We start from the raw sequence: 16,600 nt of genomic DNA on the forward strand, positions 1-16,600 counted from the left end.
GACAAGGCGTCCCGCGCCTATGCTTCCACTTGGTCGCACGCTAATTGCAACGCTCACCCGCCAGGCCAACCAAAAACGGCGGGAGCCATTTTGATGAAGGAAACCTCAATATGTTGAAGCATCCCTTCGCAACGTCGGTACTGGCCGTTGTACTCACCGTCGCGGGCGCCGGTGCCGGCGCCGTAGCCCACGAGGGCAAAGGACCGATGGCCAACCAGGCCGGCATGATGCAATCCCAGCAGGGCGGCGGCAGCGGCATGATGATGGGCGGGAACATGCTGGTCAAAAACATGCCGTGCCAGGATATGCAGGGCCAGAACATGCAGGGCCGACGCATGATGGGCGACCATCGGAAGGGCGAGCGCTGGATGGGCCGGCGCGGCATGGGGCCCGACATGATGATGGGCCAGCACATGATGGGGCCGAACCGCATGGTCATGATGATGGCCATGATGGATACGAATGGCGACGGTGCCCTGTCGCTGGAGGAAATGCAGGCGGTCCATGCGCGCCTGTTCAAATACGCCGACAAGGACGGCGACGGCAAACTGACCCTCGACGAGATGCGGGACTTCATGCACGGCGGCATGATGGACGACGACGAGTAGAACCGTCCGGCGCTGGGCGACCGACCGCCGCCTGTCGGTGGCCGGTCCCCATCGACCGAACCCGGATTTTCGAGCCCATTCGGTCCCGACGGCGCATGGGAGTGCCGTCTTTGGGAGGGAGAGTGCCGGCCCGCCGGAACCGGACATGAGGCCGATGGGCGCCGTTGTCCGAAAGGCCCTGGAATTTCGGCGGCCGTTGAGTGATACTAAAGTTTGAGGCGGCGCTCCGGCCTCCCGCCCCCGGCTCGGCTTTTTCTGTAAAGGTCGCAGCGGCTTACAGCAGCTTTCCGGACACGATCTGCAGAGAAACTCCCATGAACCACGTCAACGACTCCTTTCAGGTCGATCACCAGACCCAACAGACGCGGCAGGCCGCCGAACGCTGGCTCGCCGCGTTCGAGACGGCGCTGGCGGCAAGGGATGCGGGCCGGATCGGCGCCCTGTTCCACGAGGATTGCCACTGGCGCGATATCCTCGCCTTCACCTGGGATCTCTCGGCTGCACGGGGCCGGGACACGATTGCGAGCGGGCTCGCCACCAACCAGGCGGACGCCCGCGCCCATGCCTTCCACCTGCCCCCCGGCCGCAAGGCGCCGCGTCTGGTCCGGCGGCTGGGCCGGGACTGCGTGGAGGCGATTTTCGAATTCCGGACCGCGGTCGGCCGCGGCGCCGGCATTGTCCGCCTGTCACCCGCCGACGGCGTGGATGGCGAGAGCGGCGAGGCAAAGGCCTGGCACCTCTCCACCACGCTGGAAGAGTTGGACGGCTGGGCCGAGAAGATCGGCGACAACCGCCCGACCGGCTATGCCTATTCCCGCAATTTCGGCGGCGACAACTGGACGGACGTGCGCCGCAAGGCCCAGGCCTATGAGGACCGCGAGCCGACGGTGCTGGTGATCGGCGGTGCGCAGTCCGGCCTTTCCATTGCCGCGCGGCTGAACCAGGTCGGTGTCGACACGCTGGTGGTGGAGCGTTGGCCGCGCATCGGCGACAGCTGGCGCAAGCGCTATCACTCGCTGGCGCTGCACAACTCGACCCACATCAACCACCTGCCCTACATGGAATTTCCGCCGACCTGGCCGCGCTACATTCCCAAGGACATGCTGGGCAACTGGTTCGAATTCTATGCCGACGCCATGGAGATCAACTGCTGGACCGACACCGAGTTCGTCGCCGGCACATGGGACGAGGCGAGCAAGACCTGGTCGGCCACCGTCCGGCGCGGCGACGGCACCGAGCGGGTGTTCCGGCCGAAGCATCTGGTGTTCGCCAACGGCGTCAGCAGCTACCCTTATATTCCGGACCTGCCCGGCCTGGACGATTTCCGGGGCGAGATCCTCCATTCCGAAGGCTTCGACAGCGGCGCCGGCTGGACCGGCAAGAATGCGCTGATCATCGGCACCGGCAGCAGCGCCAACGACATCGCGCTGGACCTGCACAGCTTCGGCGTGAACACGACGCTGGTGCAGCGCGGCTCGACCACGGTGGTCTCCATCGACCCGAGCGCCCGGCTGAACGAGGCCATCTGGGACGAAGGCCCGCCGCTCGACGACTGCGACCTGGTCGTCGCCTCGACCACGCCGGACCTGATGATCGAGGGCTACAAGCAGGTGACCCAGCGCATGTACGCGCTGGACAAACACCTGATCGACGGCCTGAAGGAGATCGGCTTCAAATACGACATGGGCGAGGACGAAACCGGCCACCAGATGAAGTATTTCCGCCGTGGCGGCGGCTACAATCTGGACGCCGGCAGCTCCGAACTGATGATCAAGGGCGAGTTGGGCCTGCTGCCCTACGAAACCGTCGAGCGCTTCACGGCCGAGGGCGTGCTGCTGAAGGACGGCTCCACCAAGCCCGTGGACCTGATCGTGCTCGCGACCGGCTATTATCCGCAAAAGGAACTGGTGAACCGCGCCCTCGGCCAGGAGATCGCGGACAGGATCGGCCCGGTCTGGGGCATCGGCGCGGACGGCGAGCTGAACAACATGTTCCGGCGCACGCCGCAGGAAGGCCTCTGGTTCATCGCCGGCGGCCTGGCCCAGTGCCGCATCAACTCCAAATACATGGCCTTGCAGATCAAGGCGATGGAGCTGGGCTTGCTGGGGCCGCTGCTTCCGCCGGCCTGATTCCCCGGTCGGCCTTCGCGCAACGCCCCCTTCCCATCGCGGGCCGGGATCGGTCGGCGTCGGCGCGACCACGCCGCCGCCGGAGCACGGCGTGCGCCATCGCTCCTGGCGCCCGGAGCGCCCGGCTGGGCGAACCGATCGTCGACCAGCGCATTTTCGGTACTGGTTGCCCCTCTCTCCTGCCCCATCTCCTGCGCAAGCGGGAGCCGATGCCTGAGAGCTTTTCACAGGACACGGGCTCTGTATTGGTCTCTCAGGCATGGGTCCCCGCTTCCGCGGGGATACGGAAGCTGGGCCGGTGAGCCAGCGGGAAAAGACTCCGCTCTAAATCCACGCTGGCAACGCTCGCCCTTACGCCCGCACGCTGAAGGCAACAAAAAAGGAAGCGCCACTCGGACGCTTCCCTTTTTTCATCGGCCGCAATTGTCATCGGCCTCGAGCGGCGGCGGTCGCCCCCTTGGGCGCGCCGATTCCCGCGGCCTAGCGAGGCGCCATCACCATCACCATCTGGCGGCCTTCCATGCGCGGCGACTGCTCGATCTTCACCTCTTCGGCAAATTCCTCGCGCACCCGCTGCAGCACCTTGGCGCCCAGGTCCTGGTGCGCCATCTCCCGACCGCGGAAGCGCAGGGTGACCTTCACCTTGTCGCCTTCCTCCAGGAATTTGCGCACCGCCTTCATCTTGACTTCATAGTCGTGCTGGTCGATGGCCGGGCGGAGCTTGATCTCCTTGACCTCGATCACCTTCTGCTTCTTGCGAGCCTCATTCTTTTTCTTCTGAGCCTCGTATTTGAAGCGGCCGTAATCCAGGATCTTGCAGACCGGCGGTTCCGCGTTCGGCGATACCTCTACCAGATCAAGGCCGGCGCGAGAGGCCTCGCGCAAGGCATCGTCGACCTTGAACACCCCGACCATATTGCCGTCGGCATCGACCAGGCGGACCAAGCGCGCCGTGATGTCGTTGTTGATACGTGGCCCGTCTTTGACCGGCGGGGCCATGTTAGCTCCTCGTGCGATGAGGCGTCTCCATTCGTTCTGCCCGCGCGCCCTCGGCATGGGCGGCCCTCAATCGGGGCCAACGCGGGCGGGGTTGACAACGGGTTTCCAAGAATTCGTTCCGGCAATGTGCGCTTAACGGCCGCACTTGCCTCGACACCCTAAAAGTAACGCAGATTTCGGGAAGCGCAAGTGACTCGTTGCCCTGGCGCCGCCCGCATCGCAGCTGGCGCGGCCCTATTCCGCGCGGGCCGCGGCCTCCAGTTTCGAGAGCGTGGTGGTCGTCGAGATCACGTCCGGGTCCTGCCGGATCTCGATCAAGGCGGCCTTGCCGCTGGCGATGGCCCGGTCCAGGGCCGGGGCGAAATCCGCCGTCGCTTCCACCAGCTCGGCATGGCCGCCATAGGCGCGCATCAGGGCGACGAAATCCGGGTTGTGCAGGTCCGTCGCGACATAGCGGCCCGGATGGCGCCGGGCCTGGTGCATGCGGATGGTGCCGTACATGCCGTTGTTGAACACCAGCACGATCGGCTTGGCGCCATAATGCATGGCGCTGGCCAGTTCCTGGCCGGTCATCATGAAGCCGCCATCGCCGACAAAAGCGAACACCCGCCGCTCGCGGTGGGCGAGCGCGGCGCCGACCGCCGCCGGCACCGCATAGCCCATGGCGCCGGAGGTCGGCGCGGCAAAGGTGTGGCGGCGCCCGAAGCGCAGGAAGCGCATCGGCCAGCCCGAGAAATTGCCGGCGTCGACGGTCACGATGCTGTCCGGCTCCAGCCGCTCCTGCACCGCGGCCATGCAGGCGCCAAGGTCGATTTTGCCGCCATACTCCCGCGGCGTCGCCCATTCGAGGAAGTCGGCCCGGCGCGCCGCGGTCCAGGCATCCCAGGGGCGATCGGCAACCGGCTCCAGCGCCGCCAGCGCGGCGGCGAAGCCTTCCGGCCCGGCCTGAATGCCCAGCGCCGGCTGGTAGACGCGCCCCAGCTCCTCGGCACTGGCGTGGACATGGACCAGCTTCATCGGCGGGTTTGGCGGCTGGATCAGGTCATAGCCCTGGGTCGTGATCTCGCCGAGACGCGCGCCGGCACAGATGAGCAGATCGCACTCGCGCACGGCCGCCGCCAGCTTCGGATTGGTGCCGGTGGTCAGGTCGCCCACATACTGTTCGGCCCCGTGGTCCAGGAAATCCAGGCAGCGGAACGAGGCCATGACCGGCACATTGTTCGCCGCCGCGAACTGACGGATATGGTCGCTCGCCCCCTGCTCCCAGCCGCCGCCGCCGATCAGCATCAACGGCTTCTGCGCTTCGGCCAGCATGGCGCGGAGCGCCTGCATCGCATGGGCGCTGGGATGGGCGCGGTGGACGGCATAGGGCGCGGTGTCGCTGACCGCCACCCGGTCGCGCAGCATGTCCTCCGGCAGGGCCAGCGCCACCGGGCCGGGCCGGCCGCTCATGGCGGTGTGGAAGGCGCGGGCGATGTATTCCGGAATGCGCTCCGCATCGTCGATCTGCGCCACCCATTTGGTGACCTGGCCGAACATGTCGCGATAGTCGATTTCCTGGAACGCTTCCCGGTCGAACTGGTCGCGCGCCACCTGGCCGATCAGCATCACCATCGGCGTCGAGTCCTGAAAGGCGGTGTGCAGGCCGATGCAGCCATGGCAGGCGCCCGGCCCGCGGGTGACCATGACGATGCCGGGCTTGCCGGTCAGCTTCGCATACGCCTCCGCCATATTCGCCGCACCGCCCTCGTGCCGGCAGGTGTAGAGGTTGAAATCCTTGTGGTCGTGCAGGGCGTCGAGCAGTTCCAGATAGCTTTCGCCGGCAACGCAGAAGGCCGTGTCGGCGCCGTGGACGCGCAGCGCGTCGGCGAGAACCTGGCCGCCGGTGCGGGTGTTGGTGGGCGTGGTCATGGAAGCGCGAATCCTTGTCTGGCAAAAGCGGTGGCGTCGCGCGGTTGTCGTCCGCACGGTCCATCGGGTCAAGACCCCTGTCCGTTGTGCGAGAGGCCCCCGGTCCCATATCCCGGGAAAGCGGCTTTCCATCCCGGCGGGAGACCCAAGAGCATGCGCATCTTCATCCTGAACGGCCATCCGGACCCCGCGCCGGGCCGACTCTGCCAGGCGCTCGCCGATGCCTATGCCGAGGGTGCGCGCACCGGTGGGCACGAGGTGCGCCGCCTCGCGGTCGGAGGGATGGAATTGCCGCTGCTGCGCTCCGAAGGCGAGTTCAACCAGACCACGCCGCCGCCCGCCGCCCGCCAGACCCAGGAGGCGCTGGAGTGGGCGGAGCACTGGGTGCTGATCTATCCGCTCTGGCTCGGCACCATGCCCGCCGCGACGAAGGCGCTGTTGGAGCAGACGCTGCGGCCAGGCTTTGCCACCGACACTGCCGGACGCTGGCCCGGCGGCCGGTTGCAGGGGCGCTCGGCGCGGGTGGTGGTGACCATGGGCATGCCGGCGCTGGCCTACCGCTGGTGGTTCGGCGCCCACAGCCTGAAGAGCCTGGAACGCAACATCCTGAAATTCTGCGGCATCGGCCCGGTCCGCGAGACGCTTTACGGCATGGTCGCCGCGGCGAGCGCGCGCAAACGCCAGGGCTGGCTCGCCGAGATGCGGAGCCTCGGCGAGCGCGGGCGCTGACCGCCGCTTTCGGCACTGGTTGACCCACTCTCCCGCCCCATCTCCCGCTTGCGCGGGGACGGGGAAGCTGGGCTAGTGAGCCAGTTGGGAAAGAAACCCCTCTAGCCGTGGAGTTCGATCACGCTCGGCAGATAGGTGGCGATGCCCGGCCAGACCGTGATCAGCACCGCCAGCGCCACCATGATCAGGAAGAACGGGATGGTGGCCCGCGCAATCCGGCCGATGGGCTCGCCGGTCATGCCCTGGATGACGAACAGGTTGAAGCCCACGGGCGGGGTGATCTGCGCCATCTCGACGACGATGACCAGGAAAATGCCGAACCAGATCTTGTCGAAGCCCGCATGCAGCACCAGCGGCAGCGTGATCGGCAGGGTCATGACAATGCTGGACATGCCCTCCAGCACGCAGCCGAGAATCGCATAGAACACCAGCAACAGCATGATGAGCGCGAACGGCGACAGGCCCAGCGCCGCGATCTCGGTCGCGATGGCCCGCGGCACGCCCAGAAAGCCCATGGCAACGCTGAGGAAATAGGCGCCGGCCACGATCATGCCGATCATGCTGACCGTGCGCACCGCGCCCAAGCAGGCCGCAACCAGATTGGCGAGGGTCAAAGAGCCTTGCAGGCCGCTGACGATCAACGCGCCCAGCACGCCCACCGCCGCCGCCTCCGACGGGCTGGCAATGCCGCCATACATCGAGCCCAGCACCGCCAGGATCAGGAACACCACCGGCCCCAGATGGCGCAGGCCATAGATGCGGGCGGCCCAGGTGACGTGCGCGTCCTGCGGTGGCGTCATGCCGGCGGTGACCGAGGCGCGAAAGCCGATATAGCTCATATAGCCGGCGGCGAGCAGCAGGCCGGGAATCACGCCGGCGATGAACAGCTTCAGGATCGAGGTCTCGGCCAGCACGCCGTAGATGATGAGGACAATGGAAGGCGGGATCAGCAGGCCCAGCGTGCCGGCGCCGGCGAGCGAGCCCATGGCCAGGTCCTTGGAATAGCCGCGGCCGAACAGTTCGCTGAGCGTGATCCGCCCGACCGTCGCCGTCGTCGCCGCGGACGAGCCGGAAATGGCGGCGAACATGGTGCAGCCCAGCACGTTCACATGCAGCAACCGCCCCGGCAGCCGGTTGGTCCAGGGCGCAAGACCGCTGAACAGCGAGGCCGAAAGCCGGGAATGGAACAGGATTTCCGCCATCAGGATGAACAGCGGCAGGCTGATCAGCTCCGGCGTGGTGATGACGTTGAAGGTGAGTTGGGCCAGCAGCTTTTCCACCGGCATGCTGCGGAACACGGCCAGGCTGATAATCCCGACCGAGAACAGCGCCACCGCCACCCAGACGCCCAGGGCCAGCGTGGTCACGAGCACGGCGAGCACGACCGCGGAAATGCCGACGACGGTGCCGTTGCCGGCGGTCACGCCATAAATGCCGGCCGCCACCGCCAGCGCCATCACCGCCAGCGTGACGATGCCGCTGGGCCGGAAGCCCGGTGCAGCGGCGGAGGCGGTCGCTTCACTCGACACCATAAGCCTCCTTGGCGGCTGTATCTTCCGGCGCCTCGCCCAGGCCGAGGCGGATCAGGCGGGCCAGCAATTGCAGGGTCAGGAGACAGGCGCCGAACGCAATCACCCCCTGGGGATAGACCAGCGGCGTCGCGTCGATGGTGGGACTGGTGCGGCCGGTGACGAAGCTCTGCCAGGCGAACAGCACCAGGGCGTAGGAGGCATAGGCGGACATCGCGAGCCCGAACAGGGTGGCGATCCAGTCGATCCCCCTGGCCATCCAGCCCGGCACGTTGTGGGTCAGCAACGACACGCGCACATGACCGCCGGTGCGCAACGTAAAGGCGGCGCCGCAGAAAATGGCCCCGGCCATCATGTAGGCGCTGTAGTCCCAGGCAAAGGTCAGGCTGATATTGAAGACGTTGCGGCAGGTGATCTCCGTCAGCACCAGGACGGCGATGCCGACGATCATCACCGCGGCGGCATAGCCGGCCAGCCGCCCGATGGCGTCAATGACTCGGAGCACGGATCCATCCGATCAGGTCTGGGAACGGGGCGCGAAAACACAGCGGGCCGACCCACAGGCCAGCCCGCGAACACGCTCACTTCCGACCGACATCGGCAAGGAAGCCGTCGATGACTTCCGCCGCTTTCGGCCCGGCGGCCTTGATGTATTCGGCCACCATGGGCTTGGTGCGCTCCTGCATGGTCGGCAACATCTGCGAGACATCGCCCATCTGGATACCGTTGCGGGTCAGGATATCGACCTTGATGGCGTCCTCCGAACGGCTGACCTCCCAGAACACGGGCTGCAACGCCTTGGCCGCGCCCTCGATGGCCTCGCGCTGGCCGGGGGTCAGGCTGTTCCAGGCATCCAGGTTCACGGTCACCGCGTTCGACGACCAGACATGGTTGGTCGGGTACATGTATTTGAGGAATTCCCAGAACTTGCCATCCACGCCCGAACTGGCCGACGTCGTCACGGCGTCGATCGTGCCCGCCGCCAGCGCCGGCACCACCTCGCCCCACGGCAGTTGCACCGAGGTCATGCCGATGCGGTTGAACATGTCGGTGGTGGATGTGTTGTAGGTGCGGATCTTGATGCCCTTCAGGTCGTCCGCGGCCATGGCCTTGACCTTGGTGTACACATACTGGCGCGGCCAGGGCACGATATAGAGCAGTTTCTGGTTATACTGCGCGTACAACTCGTTCAGCATCGGCACGAAGCGCTTGTGCAGGACCTGCAACTCGTCCAGCGACTTGACCATATAAGGCTGGGCTTCCAGGCCGAACAGCTTGTTCTCGCCGGTCTGCTGGTTCAGCAGCATGTCGCCGATGGGCACGAGGCCGTCGCGCACCGCCGTCACCATCTCGGGCCCCTTGAAGCCGAGCGAGCCGCCGGGGTGGATGTTGATCTTGACCTCGCCGCCGGTGACCTGCCCCACGACCTTGGCGAAGGTGCGGGCGTTTTCGACATGGAAATTGCTGTCGTTCCAGGCCAGCGGCAGGTCCCAGCTGGTCTCCGCCATCGCCGGTGCGGTGACCGCCACCGACAGTGCGGTGGCGCCGGCCAAGGCCAAGCCTTTCAAGGAAAACATTGTCATGGCGCTTTGTAACCTCCCGTTTGTTATCGCTCCATACTGGAGGGGAGAGCCGGTTAACGCAATGCCGAAACCCGCGGCCGGGTGCGCTAGCCCGCGCCGAGTACCGCCGTTTTCGGATCGGAGCCGAACCGGTTGGGACCGTCCGTGCCGCGCTTCAGCAGCAGGTAGAGAAACAGGATCAGGTTCAGGAGCGGCACCAGCACCAGCAAAAACCACCAGCCGCTGTTGCCGGTATCGTGCAGGCGGCGCACGCCCAGGGCGATGTTGGGAATGACGACGAACAGCCCGTAGAGGCTGCTCAGCACGCCCGCTTCGGTTTCCGGGTCGAACAGGCCCAGCGCCATATCCAAGAAAACCAGCACGAGCGACGCGACAATGTTGACCAGGACGAAGACGCCGAATTCGAGCCGGCGCGAGCGACCGGAAAACTCGAAATACCGCCGATACGGTGCCAGAACGATGTCCATTGTCGTCAAACTCCCCCGATGATCGTCTCTGTGTGTGCGGCGGGGTCGGCCGCCGCCCTGGCCCGACGGGCGCTGATGGCCCGGGCCGGAGGCGGCGGCCGGCCGGCCTTTACTGTGCCGTGATGCCGCCGTCGACGACCAGGCCGGCGCCGGTCATGAAGCCGGCGTCGTCGCTCGCCAGGAAGACGATGCCGTTGGCGATGTCCTCGGCCACGCCCAGGCGGCCGATCGGGTGCATTTTGGCGGAGAACTCCTTCGCCTTGGACGGATCGTTCAGCCCCTGCTTCTGCGCCCGCGAGACGAAGGTCTGGGCGCCCATGTCGGTGTCGATCACGCCCGGATGGATGGAGTTGCAGCGCACCCGCTGGCCCTTGCGGGCGAAATAGAGTGCCGTCGACTTGGTGAACAGCGCCACGCCGCCCTTGGTCATGGAATAGAGCGGGTCCAGTTGCGAGCCGACCAGGCCGGCGATCGACGAGGTGTTGACAATGGCCGAGCCATGCTTGCTGTGCTCGCCGCGGGCCGCCAGCGCATCGGCGCAGAGCTTGGTGCCGAGGAAGACGCCGGTCATGTTGACGGCGACCAGCTTGTTCCAGTCGTCCAGCGTCGCCTCGTCGATGCCGAGGCCGGTGAACACGCCCGCATTGTTGCAGAGAATGTCGAGCCCGCCGAACTTGTCCTCCGCCAGAGAGACGGCGGCGCGCCAGTCGGCTTCCTTGGTCACGTCGAGATGGGCATAGGCACCGGCGGCGCCCAGCTTCGCCGCGGTCTCCCGGCCGAGATCGTCCAGCACGTCGGCGACGATCACCTTCGCACCGGCCTCGACCATCATTTCCGCCGTCTTGGCGCCGATGCCGCGGGATGCACCGGAGATGAGGGCGACTTTGCCGTCGAGTCTGTTCATGAATGGGGTTTCCTCATGGTTTGGGTTAGTCATCCAATTGGACCCTCGCGAAAACTCAATATCGTCATTGCGAGGACCCCGGATTTCATCCGGGGGACGAAGCAATCCAGTTGGCCTTTAACTATTTCCAAACCCTGGATTGCCTCCCCCGGCACAAGGCCGGGGTCGCAATGACGGTATTCTGAGGCGTCCAATTTACACAAATTCAGATCATGCCAAAATAGCGCAGGGCCGCTTCAATTGCCGGTCGCATGTTACTCGGGCATGGATAGCCTGGATTCACCCTCGACTTCCATACGAAACGCTGTCGACCAACCCGAAACAGGCGGGCTTGCCTTCCGGCTTCATCAGGGCGACGCGGGAGAGATGGCCGTTTGTGCGCTCGCCGGTGACGGTCAGCAACTCGTCCCAGAACATCGGCCGGCGGAAGCGAACCTCCATGGCGAGCTGTTGCGGCGGGCCGCCGCCATCGCGCACCAGCGCCTCCATCATGATGTGCGAGCCCATGATGCCGGCGGCGATGGGCGCGCGGAAGCCGAACTGGCGCGCGATTTCCGGGTCGTCGTGAATGCGGTTCATCTTGTCGTCGGAATAGTTGCCGACGCCCTCCGGCGTCAGTTGCTTCTCGCCGATGCGAGCGAGTCCCAGGGCCGGCGCGTCCGGGTTTTCGGCGCGGGCGGCGGCGGAGCCCGGCCCCTTGCGTTCGCCCTCCTGATCCATGCGCACGCTGGTGCGGGAGAGTTCCATGGCAATCGAGCCATCGGCCCGCACCACCTCGAAGCCCGCGTGCATGAGGGTGCCGCGCGGTGCCGGCTCGATGCCGGTGATGCGGCCCTGGAGGGTGATTTCCTCGCCGATCCGCACCGGCGCATGCTGGCGGTAGTGCTGGATCATGTGCACGCTGCCGTTGATCGAGAACCCGTCCCGGTTTACGTGGCGGATGGTCAGCAGCGCGAAATGGCTGGGGTCGAGGACATCGCCCCAGATCGCCGGGTCGATGCCGCAACAGGCGAGCTTGCGCGCCTGGTAGGCCGCATCGACGGCGAAGGTCCAGGGCGTGAACGCGAAGCCGGGCGCCAGTTCGTCGTCCGAACGGGTCGCCTGGCCGGAAGGATCGGGGAGCATACGGGTCTCCTGGGTACGGAACCGAACAATCGCCTCAGGTGCTACCTGCGGCCGGCGGAGACGCCGCCGTCGACCATGTAGACGCCGCCGGTGCAGAAGCTGCTGTCGTCGGAGGCGAGGAACAGCATCATGCGCGCCACCTCTTCCGGCTTGCCATAGCGCTTCAGCGGCGTCGCACCGGCCAGCGGCTGGTCGTTGCGGCCGGGTACGCCGTGCATGTCCTCCAGCGAGCGCATCATCGGCGTGTCGATCGGCGACGGGTTCACGGTGTTGACGCGGATATTGTTGGCAGAACCCTCGATGGCGGCCGAGCGCATCAGGCCGATGGCGGCGTGCTTGGAGGCGATATAGGCCGACATGTTCGGCACCGCCCGGATGCCCGCGGTGGAGGCGGTGACGACAATCGAGCCGCCGTTTTGCTCCATCGCCTGCATGACGTATTTCAGGCCGAGCCAGACGCCGCGGACGTTGACGGCGATGACCTTGTCGAACATGGCCGGGTCGTAGTCCTGGATCCGGTCCAGCTTGCCTTCGATGCCGGCATTCAGCAGCGCGATGTCGACCTTGCCGTAGCGGGCAACGGTCTGGTCGACCAGGGCCTTGACCGAGGCCTCGTCGGTCACGTCGGTCGGGCAGATGGCGGCCCGGTCGCCGATCTCGTTCGCGACTTCCTGCAACGGGCCTTCCAGCACGTCGGCGAGCATGAGTTGCGCGCCTTCGGCAGCGAACAAGCGGGCGGCGGCGGCACCGATGCCGCGGGCGGCCCCGGTGATGATGGCAACCTTGCCGTCAAGCTTGGGCATGAGCGGTGTTTCCTCGGAGGGTGGCGTTCGTGATTGCCGCCATGCTCGCGCGCCGACGCCGGGGCGTCAATGGGCCTAGGAAACCTCGGTCGAAGACCCGGCCGCAAGTCCGAGGAATACCAGCAAGGCCTGCCCCAAACGTGCCATGTCTCCGTCCTGCAATCTCCCCACCCGGACGCCGATCTTCGCGCGCGGCACGGCCGCGATCTTATCCACCATGATCCAGGATCTGGCCCGCAACCCATTTTCGTTGCTCGGCTCGACCGACAATCGGAAGAGCGGCGTACCCGTATCCATTGAGGTGAATGCGCAGACAATGACCGACCCGGTGCCCGCGAACCGATCATCCTGTACAATGACCGCCGGGCGTGGCTTGCTGAGAAATTCGCCACCGCCCGACAAGGTCCAAATTTCCCCTCGGATCATAATCTGAGATCAATCGTAGGCATCATCCATTCGATCCCAGATAACTGCCACGGAATCGATGAACGCCTGGTCCTCCGCATCCTGTGACGCGGCAGCGACACGCAACGATTGCTCGCGGGCGGCCGCACAAAATGCAGCGGATTCGACATCCGGAACCCAATACTGCACCAATTTCAAGCCTTTGGCACGCTGCTGCGCCCGAAATCTGTTGCCCCGCTCACGGGTAGTCTTGCGGTTGGAAATCATGGCAATGCGATCACTTGAGTTCCGTTGCTAACAACATATGCAGCCAGTATCCGGCGTCAATGGGCTGGGCGCTGTCAGGCGCCGCCCCGCCGCCGCCGGCGGCTGCCCTGCCAGCCGACGCGGTAAAGGTCGAAGCGGCGGTCTTTCAACTGCTGCACCGTGCCCTGGTTGCGGCTGACGAACAGGTCGGAGAAGCGCAGGTCCGCGAACGCGATCATCTCGGTGTTGGCGCCGGAGTCCGCCGCAACGCCGTCGCGGGCGAAGGGGAAATCGCACGGGGTCAGCACGCAGCTTTCGGCATAGTGGATGTCCATGTTCTCCACGTGCGGCAGGTTGCCGACAATGCCGGACATGACGACATAGACCTGGTTCTCCACCGCGCGGGCCTGGCAGCAATAGCGCACGCGCAGATAGCCGCGCCGCTCGTCCGAGGAGAAGGGCACGAACAAGATCAGCGCGCCCTGGTCGACCAGATTGCGGGCCACTTCCGGAAACTCGCAGTCATAGCAGACCAGCACGCCGATCGGGCCGCAGTCGGTGGCAATCGCCTCCAGCCGCTCGCCGCCCTTGATGTTCCACCAATAGCGCTCGGCCGGGGTCGGGTGCAGCTTGTCCTGGACGAACACGCCGCCGTCGCGCAGGAAGACATAGCCGGTGTTGCGGATGCTCTCGTCGTCCTGGAGCGTCGGGTGCGAGCCGCCGACGATGTTAACGTTGTAGCGCACCGCCAGGGCGCTCATGAACTCGCGGAAGCGCTCGGTGTACTCGGCGACCTTGGCGACGCCGGCCAGCGGCGTCAGCGGCTTGGTCTCGGCGGCCAGCAATTGCAGGGTAAAGAGTTCCGGGAAGACGACGAAATCGCTGCGATAGTCGCTGGCGACGTCGACGAAATACTCGACCTGGTCCTCGAACGCGCTGACGCTGGAAATCTGGCGCATCTGGAACTGGACCGTGGCGACACGCACGCTTTCCGGCAGGCGGCCCATGGGCTGGGCGGCGCTGGCCTTTTCCGCCTCGGTCACCAGCGGATTGCGCCAGAGCATGTGGCTGGCATAGCCGCGGGACTGCCGATCCTCCGGCAGATAACCGGGCAGGATGCCGATAACCTCATAGCCGTTGGCCAGTTGGAAGTTCAGCACCTGGTCGCGGATCTTCTTATCCTGGACCTGCTCCAGATACTCTTCCGGCGAACCCACCTTCGCGCGGGCGCGGTTATAGCCCGGCAGGCGGCCGCCGAAGACGATGCCTTTCAACTCCCAGTACTCGCAGAGTTCGCGCCGGGCATTGTAGAGGCGCTGACCGATGCGCGAGCGGCGAATGTCCGGGTCGACCGCCACCTCCATGCCATAGAGATAGTCGCCGTTGGCATCGTGGCGCGAGGCATAGCCGTTGCCGGTGATCTCGGCCCAGGAATGGGGCTTGAGCGCGATCTCGCCGGAGATGATGAAGGTCGCCGCATGGCCGACGATCTGGTCGCCCAGTTCCACCACGAACTGGCCTTCGGGGAAGATGTTGATATTGCCGCGCACGCATTCGGGCGTGGTGGCCATGTCGCCCTTATAAATCTTGCGGCTGAGCGCGACGATGCCGCCCACGTCGCTCATGCGGGCGTTGCGAACGATCAGGCGGGGCTTTTCCGCCTTGGTCGGGGCTTTGTTTGCGGGCACGCAGGGGCCTCATGCGGTTGTTGCCAAGGCCCCTACCCTGCCCGAAAGTCGTGGGCGCGAGAACCCTTCGCCCGACCCGCCCGCCGGTTTCGTCGCCGGCCTCGCCCTCCCCGCTCCGCTGCGATAAGCTGGCCGGCGAATTGACCGACGGAGACGCCCATGGCCCGCATTCTGGTGATCAACCCGAACGCGACCGAGACCTGCACCGCCGCCATCGACCGGGCGGCCGAGCCGTTCCGGCTGGCGGGCGGGCCGCGGATCGACTGCCTGACCAACCGCGAGGGGCCGCCGGGCATTCAGAGCCAGGCGGACAGCGATGCGGTCATCCCGCACCTGCACGCGATTTGCCAGCGGGAGCCGGCGGACGCCTATGTCGTCGCCTGTTTCTCCGACCCCGGCGTGCACTCGCTGCGCGAGCGGACCGGGCGGCCGGTGATCGGCATTGCCGAGGCCGGCATGGCCGCCGCGCTCAGCCTGGGCGAGCGGTTCGGCGTCGTCGCCATCCTGCCCTCCAGCGTCGCGCGCCAGCGCCGCAGCGTGCGTGCCTATGGCCTCGCCGAACGCTATGCCGCCAGCCGCTCCATCGGCCTTTCGGTGCCGGAACTGGCCGAGGGCGCGCGGACCCGCGCGGCGATGATCGCGGCCGGCCAGCGCCTGCGCGACGAGGACGGGGCCGACGTGCTGATCCTGGGCTGCGCCGGCATGGCCGACCAGCGCGCGCCGCTGGCGGACGCCACCGGCATGCCGGTAGTGGAGCCGAGCCAGGCGGCAATCGCGCGCGCCCTGGGCGCGGTGTTGCAGGGCTGGTGAGGCGGTTGTGCCGGCCGGGCAGCGCCGCTAGGGTGGCGCCGCTTTCTCTCCAATGGACGACCCTTTCATGAGCGACACCGCCAGCAACACCCTGATTCTGGAACTGCGCACCGGCCCCGTGGTCATCGAGATGCGGCCCGACCTTGCGCCGCAGCACGTGGCCCGGATCAAGCAACTCGCCGCCGAGGGCTTTTACGACGGCCTGAAATTCCACCGCGTCATCGACGGCTTCATGGCCCAGACCGGCTGCCCGCGCGGCGACGGCACCGGCGGCTCCGGCCAGAACCTGGCGGCGGAGTTCACCGACGCCCCGTTCGAGCGCGGCACCGTCGGCATGGCGCGGGCACAGAATCCGAACAGCGGCGACAGCCAGTTCTTCATCATGTTCGACCGCTCGCCCCATCTGGACGGCCAGTACACGGTCTGGGGCCAGGTGACCGAGGGCATGGACCATGTCGACCAGATCCGGAAGGGCGCGCCGCACATGAACGGCTCGGTCAACGATCCGGACACCATCGTGCGCCTGTACCTGAAGGACTGACGGCCCCGAAACGACAAGCCAGCAGGCCATTGGCAGGCTTGTCGACCCTGGGCTAGACTTCGGCCATCGCTGATGCCCGGCCGCAGAAGCGCCGCCTCGCAGAGACCTGCGGGGCGGCGTTTT

17 protein-coding genes are annotated in these 16,600 nt (G+C 66.3%); 5 read left to right on the forward strand and 12 right to left on the reverse strand.

Going from position 1 to position 16,600, the window contains the following annotated elements; translation table 11 throughout:
• Positions 1–110: 110 nt before the first annotated feature.
• Both H6844_15595 and H6844_15600 read left to right on the forward strand, forming a co-directional pair.
• Positions 111–608: an EF-hand domain-containing protein gene (locus H6844_15595; GenBank protein MCB9930826.1), complete on the forward strand. Its 498-nt coding sequence runs from the start codon at positions 111–113 to the stop codon at positions 606–608.
• Between the two features lie 314 nt (positions 609–922).
• A complete protein-coding gene (locus H6844_15600; GenBank protein ID MCB9930827.1) occupies positions 923–2,737 on the forward strand; it encodes an NAD(P)/FAD-dependent oxidoreductase in 1,815 nt (604 codons plus the stop codon).
• Positions 2,738–3,217: 480 nt separating this feature from the next.
• Here H6844_15600 and H6844_15605 read toward each other — a convergent pair whose 3' ends face one another.
• Positions 3,218–3,736 (reverse strand): translation initiation factor IF-3, encoded by a 519-nt coding sequence (locus H6844_15605; protein MCB9930828.1) that lies wholly within the window; start codon positions 3,734–3,736, stop codon positions 3,218–3,220.
• A gap of 234 nt (positions 3,737–3,970) precedes the next feature.
• Positions 3,971–5,647, reverse strand: coding sequence for a thiamine pyrophosphate-binding protein (locus H6844_15610; GenBank protein ID MCB9930829.1), 1,677 nt, complete (start codon positions 5,645–5,647; stop codon positions 3,971–3,973).
• A gap of 153 nt (positions 5,648–5,800) precedes the next feature.
• On the opposite strand from H6844_15610, the gene H6844_15615 reads away from it, so the two are divergent.
• Positions 5,801–6,376 (forward strand): NAD(P)H-dependent oxidoreductase, encoded by a 576-nt coding sequence (locus H6844_15615; GenBank protein MCB9930830.1) that lies wholly within the window; start codon positions 5,801–5,803, stop codon positions 6,374–6,376.
• 101 nt (positions 6,377–6,477) lie between these two features.
• Here H6844_15615 and H6844_15620 read toward each other — a convergent pair whose 3' ends face one another.
• The 10 genes from H6844_15620 to H6844_15665 form a co-directional block, all read right to left on the reverse strand.
• Positions 6,478–7,833, reverse strand: a complete 1,356-nt coding sequence (locus H6844_15620) for a TRAP transporter large permease subunit (GenBank protein ID MCB9930831.1) — start codon at positions 7,831–7,833, stop codon at positions 6,478–6,480.
• Positions 7,834–7,894: 61 nt separating this feature from the next.
• Positions 7,895–8,410, reverse strand: coding sequence for a TRAP transporter small permease (locus tag H6844_15625; GenBank protein MCB9930832.1), 516 nt, complete (start codon positions 8,408–8,410; stop codon positions 7,895–7,897).
• Positions 8,411–8,486: 76 nt separating this feature from the next.
• The gene (locus H6844_15630) at positions 8,487–9,482 is read right to left on the reverse strand and encodes a TRAP transporter substrate-binding protein (protein ID MCB9930833.1); all 996 of its coding nucleotides are present in this window, start codon (positions 9,480–9,482) and stop codon (positions 8,487–8,489) included.
• A 92-nt stretch (positions 9,483–9,574) separates the two neighbouring features.
• Positions 9,575–9,955, reverse strand: a complete 381-nt coding sequence (locus tag H6844_15635) for a DUF805 domain-containing protein (protein MCB9930834.1) — start codon at positions 9,953–9,955, stop codon at positions 9,575–9,577.
• A 109-nt stretch (positions 9,956–10,064) separates the two neighbouring features.
• Positions 10,065–10,859: an SDR family oxidoreductase gene (locus H6844_15640; protein ID MCB9930835.1), complete on the reverse strand. Its 795-nt coding sequence runs from the start codon at positions 10,857–10,859 to the stop codon at positions 10,065–10,067.
• Between the two features lie 279 nt (positions 10,860–11,138).
• A complete protein-coding gene (locus H6844_15645) occupies positions 11,139–11,984 on the reverse strand; it encodes a hypothetical protein (GenBank protein MCB9930836.1) in 846 nt (281 codons plus the stop codon).
• A gap of 41 nt (positions 11,985–12,025) precedes the next feature.
• On the reverse strand, positions 12,026–12,787 hold the full coding sequence (locus tag H6844_15650) for an SDR family oxidoreductase (protein MCB9930837.1): 762 nt from the start codon (positions 12,785–12,787) through the stop codon (positions 12,026–12,028).
• Between the two features lie 75 nt (positions 12,788–12,862).
• Positions 12,863–13,213 (reverse strand): type II toxin-antitoxin system PemK/MazF family toxin, encoded by a 351-nt coding sequence (locus tag H6844_15655; protein ID MCB9930838.1) that lies wholly within the window; start codon positions 13,211–13,213, stop codon positions 12,863–12,865.
• A 9-nt stretch (positions 13,214–13,222) separates the two neighbouring features.
• A complete protein-coding gene (locus tag H6844_15660; GenBank protein ID MCB9930839.1) occupies positions 13,223–13,459 on the reverse strand; it encodes a DUF3018 family protein in 237 nt (78 codons plus the stop codon).
• Between the two features lie 74 nt (positions 13,460–13,533).
• Positions 13,534–15,063, reverse strand: coding sequence for a GNAT family N-acetyltransferase (locus H6844_15665; GenBank protein MCB9930840.1), 1,530 nt, complete (start codon positions 15,061–15,063; stop codon positions 13,534–13,536).
• A gap of 222 nt (positions 15,064–15,285) precedes the next feature.
• Here H6844_15665 and H6844_15670 point away from each other — a divergent pair, with 222 nt between their 5' ends.
• Both H6844_15670 and H6844_15675 read left to right on the forward strand, forming a co-directional pair.
• Positions 15,286–15,936 carry an aspartate/glutamate racemase family protein gene (locus tag H6844_15670; GenBank protein ID MCB9930841.1) on the forward strand — a complete coding sequence of 217 codons (651 nt, stop codon included), beginning with the start codon at positions 15,286–15,288 and terminating at the stop codon, positions 15,934–15,936.
• Positions 15,937–16,003: 67 nt separating this feature from the next.
• Positions 16,004–16,477, forward strand: a complete 474-nt coding sequence (locus H6844_15675) for a peptidylprolyl isomerase (GenBank protein MCB9930842.1) — start codon at positions 16,004–16,006, stop codon at positions 16,475–16,477.
• Positions 16,478–16,600 lie beyond the last annotated feature (123 nt).

It is taken from the genome of Alphaproteobacteria bacterium, assembly GCA_020638555.1.
Lineage (GTDB): Bacteria > Pseudomonadota > Alphaproteobacteria > Bin95 > Bin95 > JACKII01.

Coding starts and splice junctions, on each gene's coding strand:
- H6844_15595 (MCB9930826.1), top strand. CDS start 111: ATGTTGAAGCATCCCTTCGCAACGTCGGTACTGGCCGTTGTACTCACC.
- H6844_15600 (MCB9930827.1), top strand. CDS start 923: ATGAACCACGTCAACGACTCCTTTCAGGTCGATCACCAGACCCAACAG.
- H6844_15605 (MCB9930828.1), bottom strand. CDS start 3,736: ATGGCCCCGCCGGTCAAAGACGGGCCACGTATCAACAACGACATCACG.
- H6844_15610 (MCB9930829.1), bottom strand. CDS start 5,647: ATGACCACGCCCACCAACACCCGCACCGGCGGCCAGGTTCTCGCCGAC.
- H6844_15615 (MCB9930830.1), top strand. CDS start 5,801: ATGCGCATCTTCATCCTGAACGGCCATCCGGACCCCGCGCCGGGCCGA.
- H6844_15620 (MCB9930831.1), bottom strand. CDS start 7,833: ATGGCGCTGGCGGTGGCGGCCGGCATTTATGGCGTGACCGCCGGCAAC.
- H6844_15630 (MCB9930833.1), bottom strand. CDS start 9,482: ATGTTTTCCTTGAAAGGCTTGGCCTTGGCCGGCGCCACCGCACTGTCG.
- H6844_15635 (MCB9930834.1), bottom strand. CDS start 9,955: ATGGACATCGTTCTGGCACCGTATCGGCGGTATTTCGAGTTTTCCGGT.
- H6844_15640 (MCB9930835.1), bottom strand. CDS start 10,859: ATGAACAGACTCGACGGCAAAGTCGCCCTCATCTCCGGTGCATCCCGC.
- H6844_15645 (MCB9930836.1), bottom strand. CDS start 11,984: ATGCTCCCCGATCCTTCCGGCCAGGCGACCCGTTCGGACGACGAACTG.
- H6844_15650 (MCB9930837.1), bottom strand. CDS start 12,787: ATGCCCAAGCTTGACGGCAAGGTTGCCATCATCACCGGGGCCGCCCGC.
- H6844_15655 (MCB9930838.1), bottom strand. CDS start 13,213: ATGATCCGAGGGGAAATTTGGACCTTGTCGGGCGGTGGCGAATTTCTC.
- H6844_15660 (MCB9930839.1), bottom strand. CDS start 13,459: ATGATTTCCAACCGCAAGACTACCCGTGAGCGGGGCAACAGATTTCGG.
- H6844_15665 (MCB9930840.1), bottom strand. CDS start 15,063: ATGAGCGACGTGGGCGGCATCGTCGCGCTCAGCCGCAAGATTTATAAG.
- H6844_15670 (MCB9930841.1), top strand. CDS start 15,286: ATGGCCCGCATTCTGGTGATCAACCCGAACGCGACCGAGACCTGCACC.
- H6844_15675 (MCB9930842.1), top strand. CDS start 16,004: ATGAGCGACACCGCCAGCAACACCCTGATTCTGGAACTGCGCACCGGC.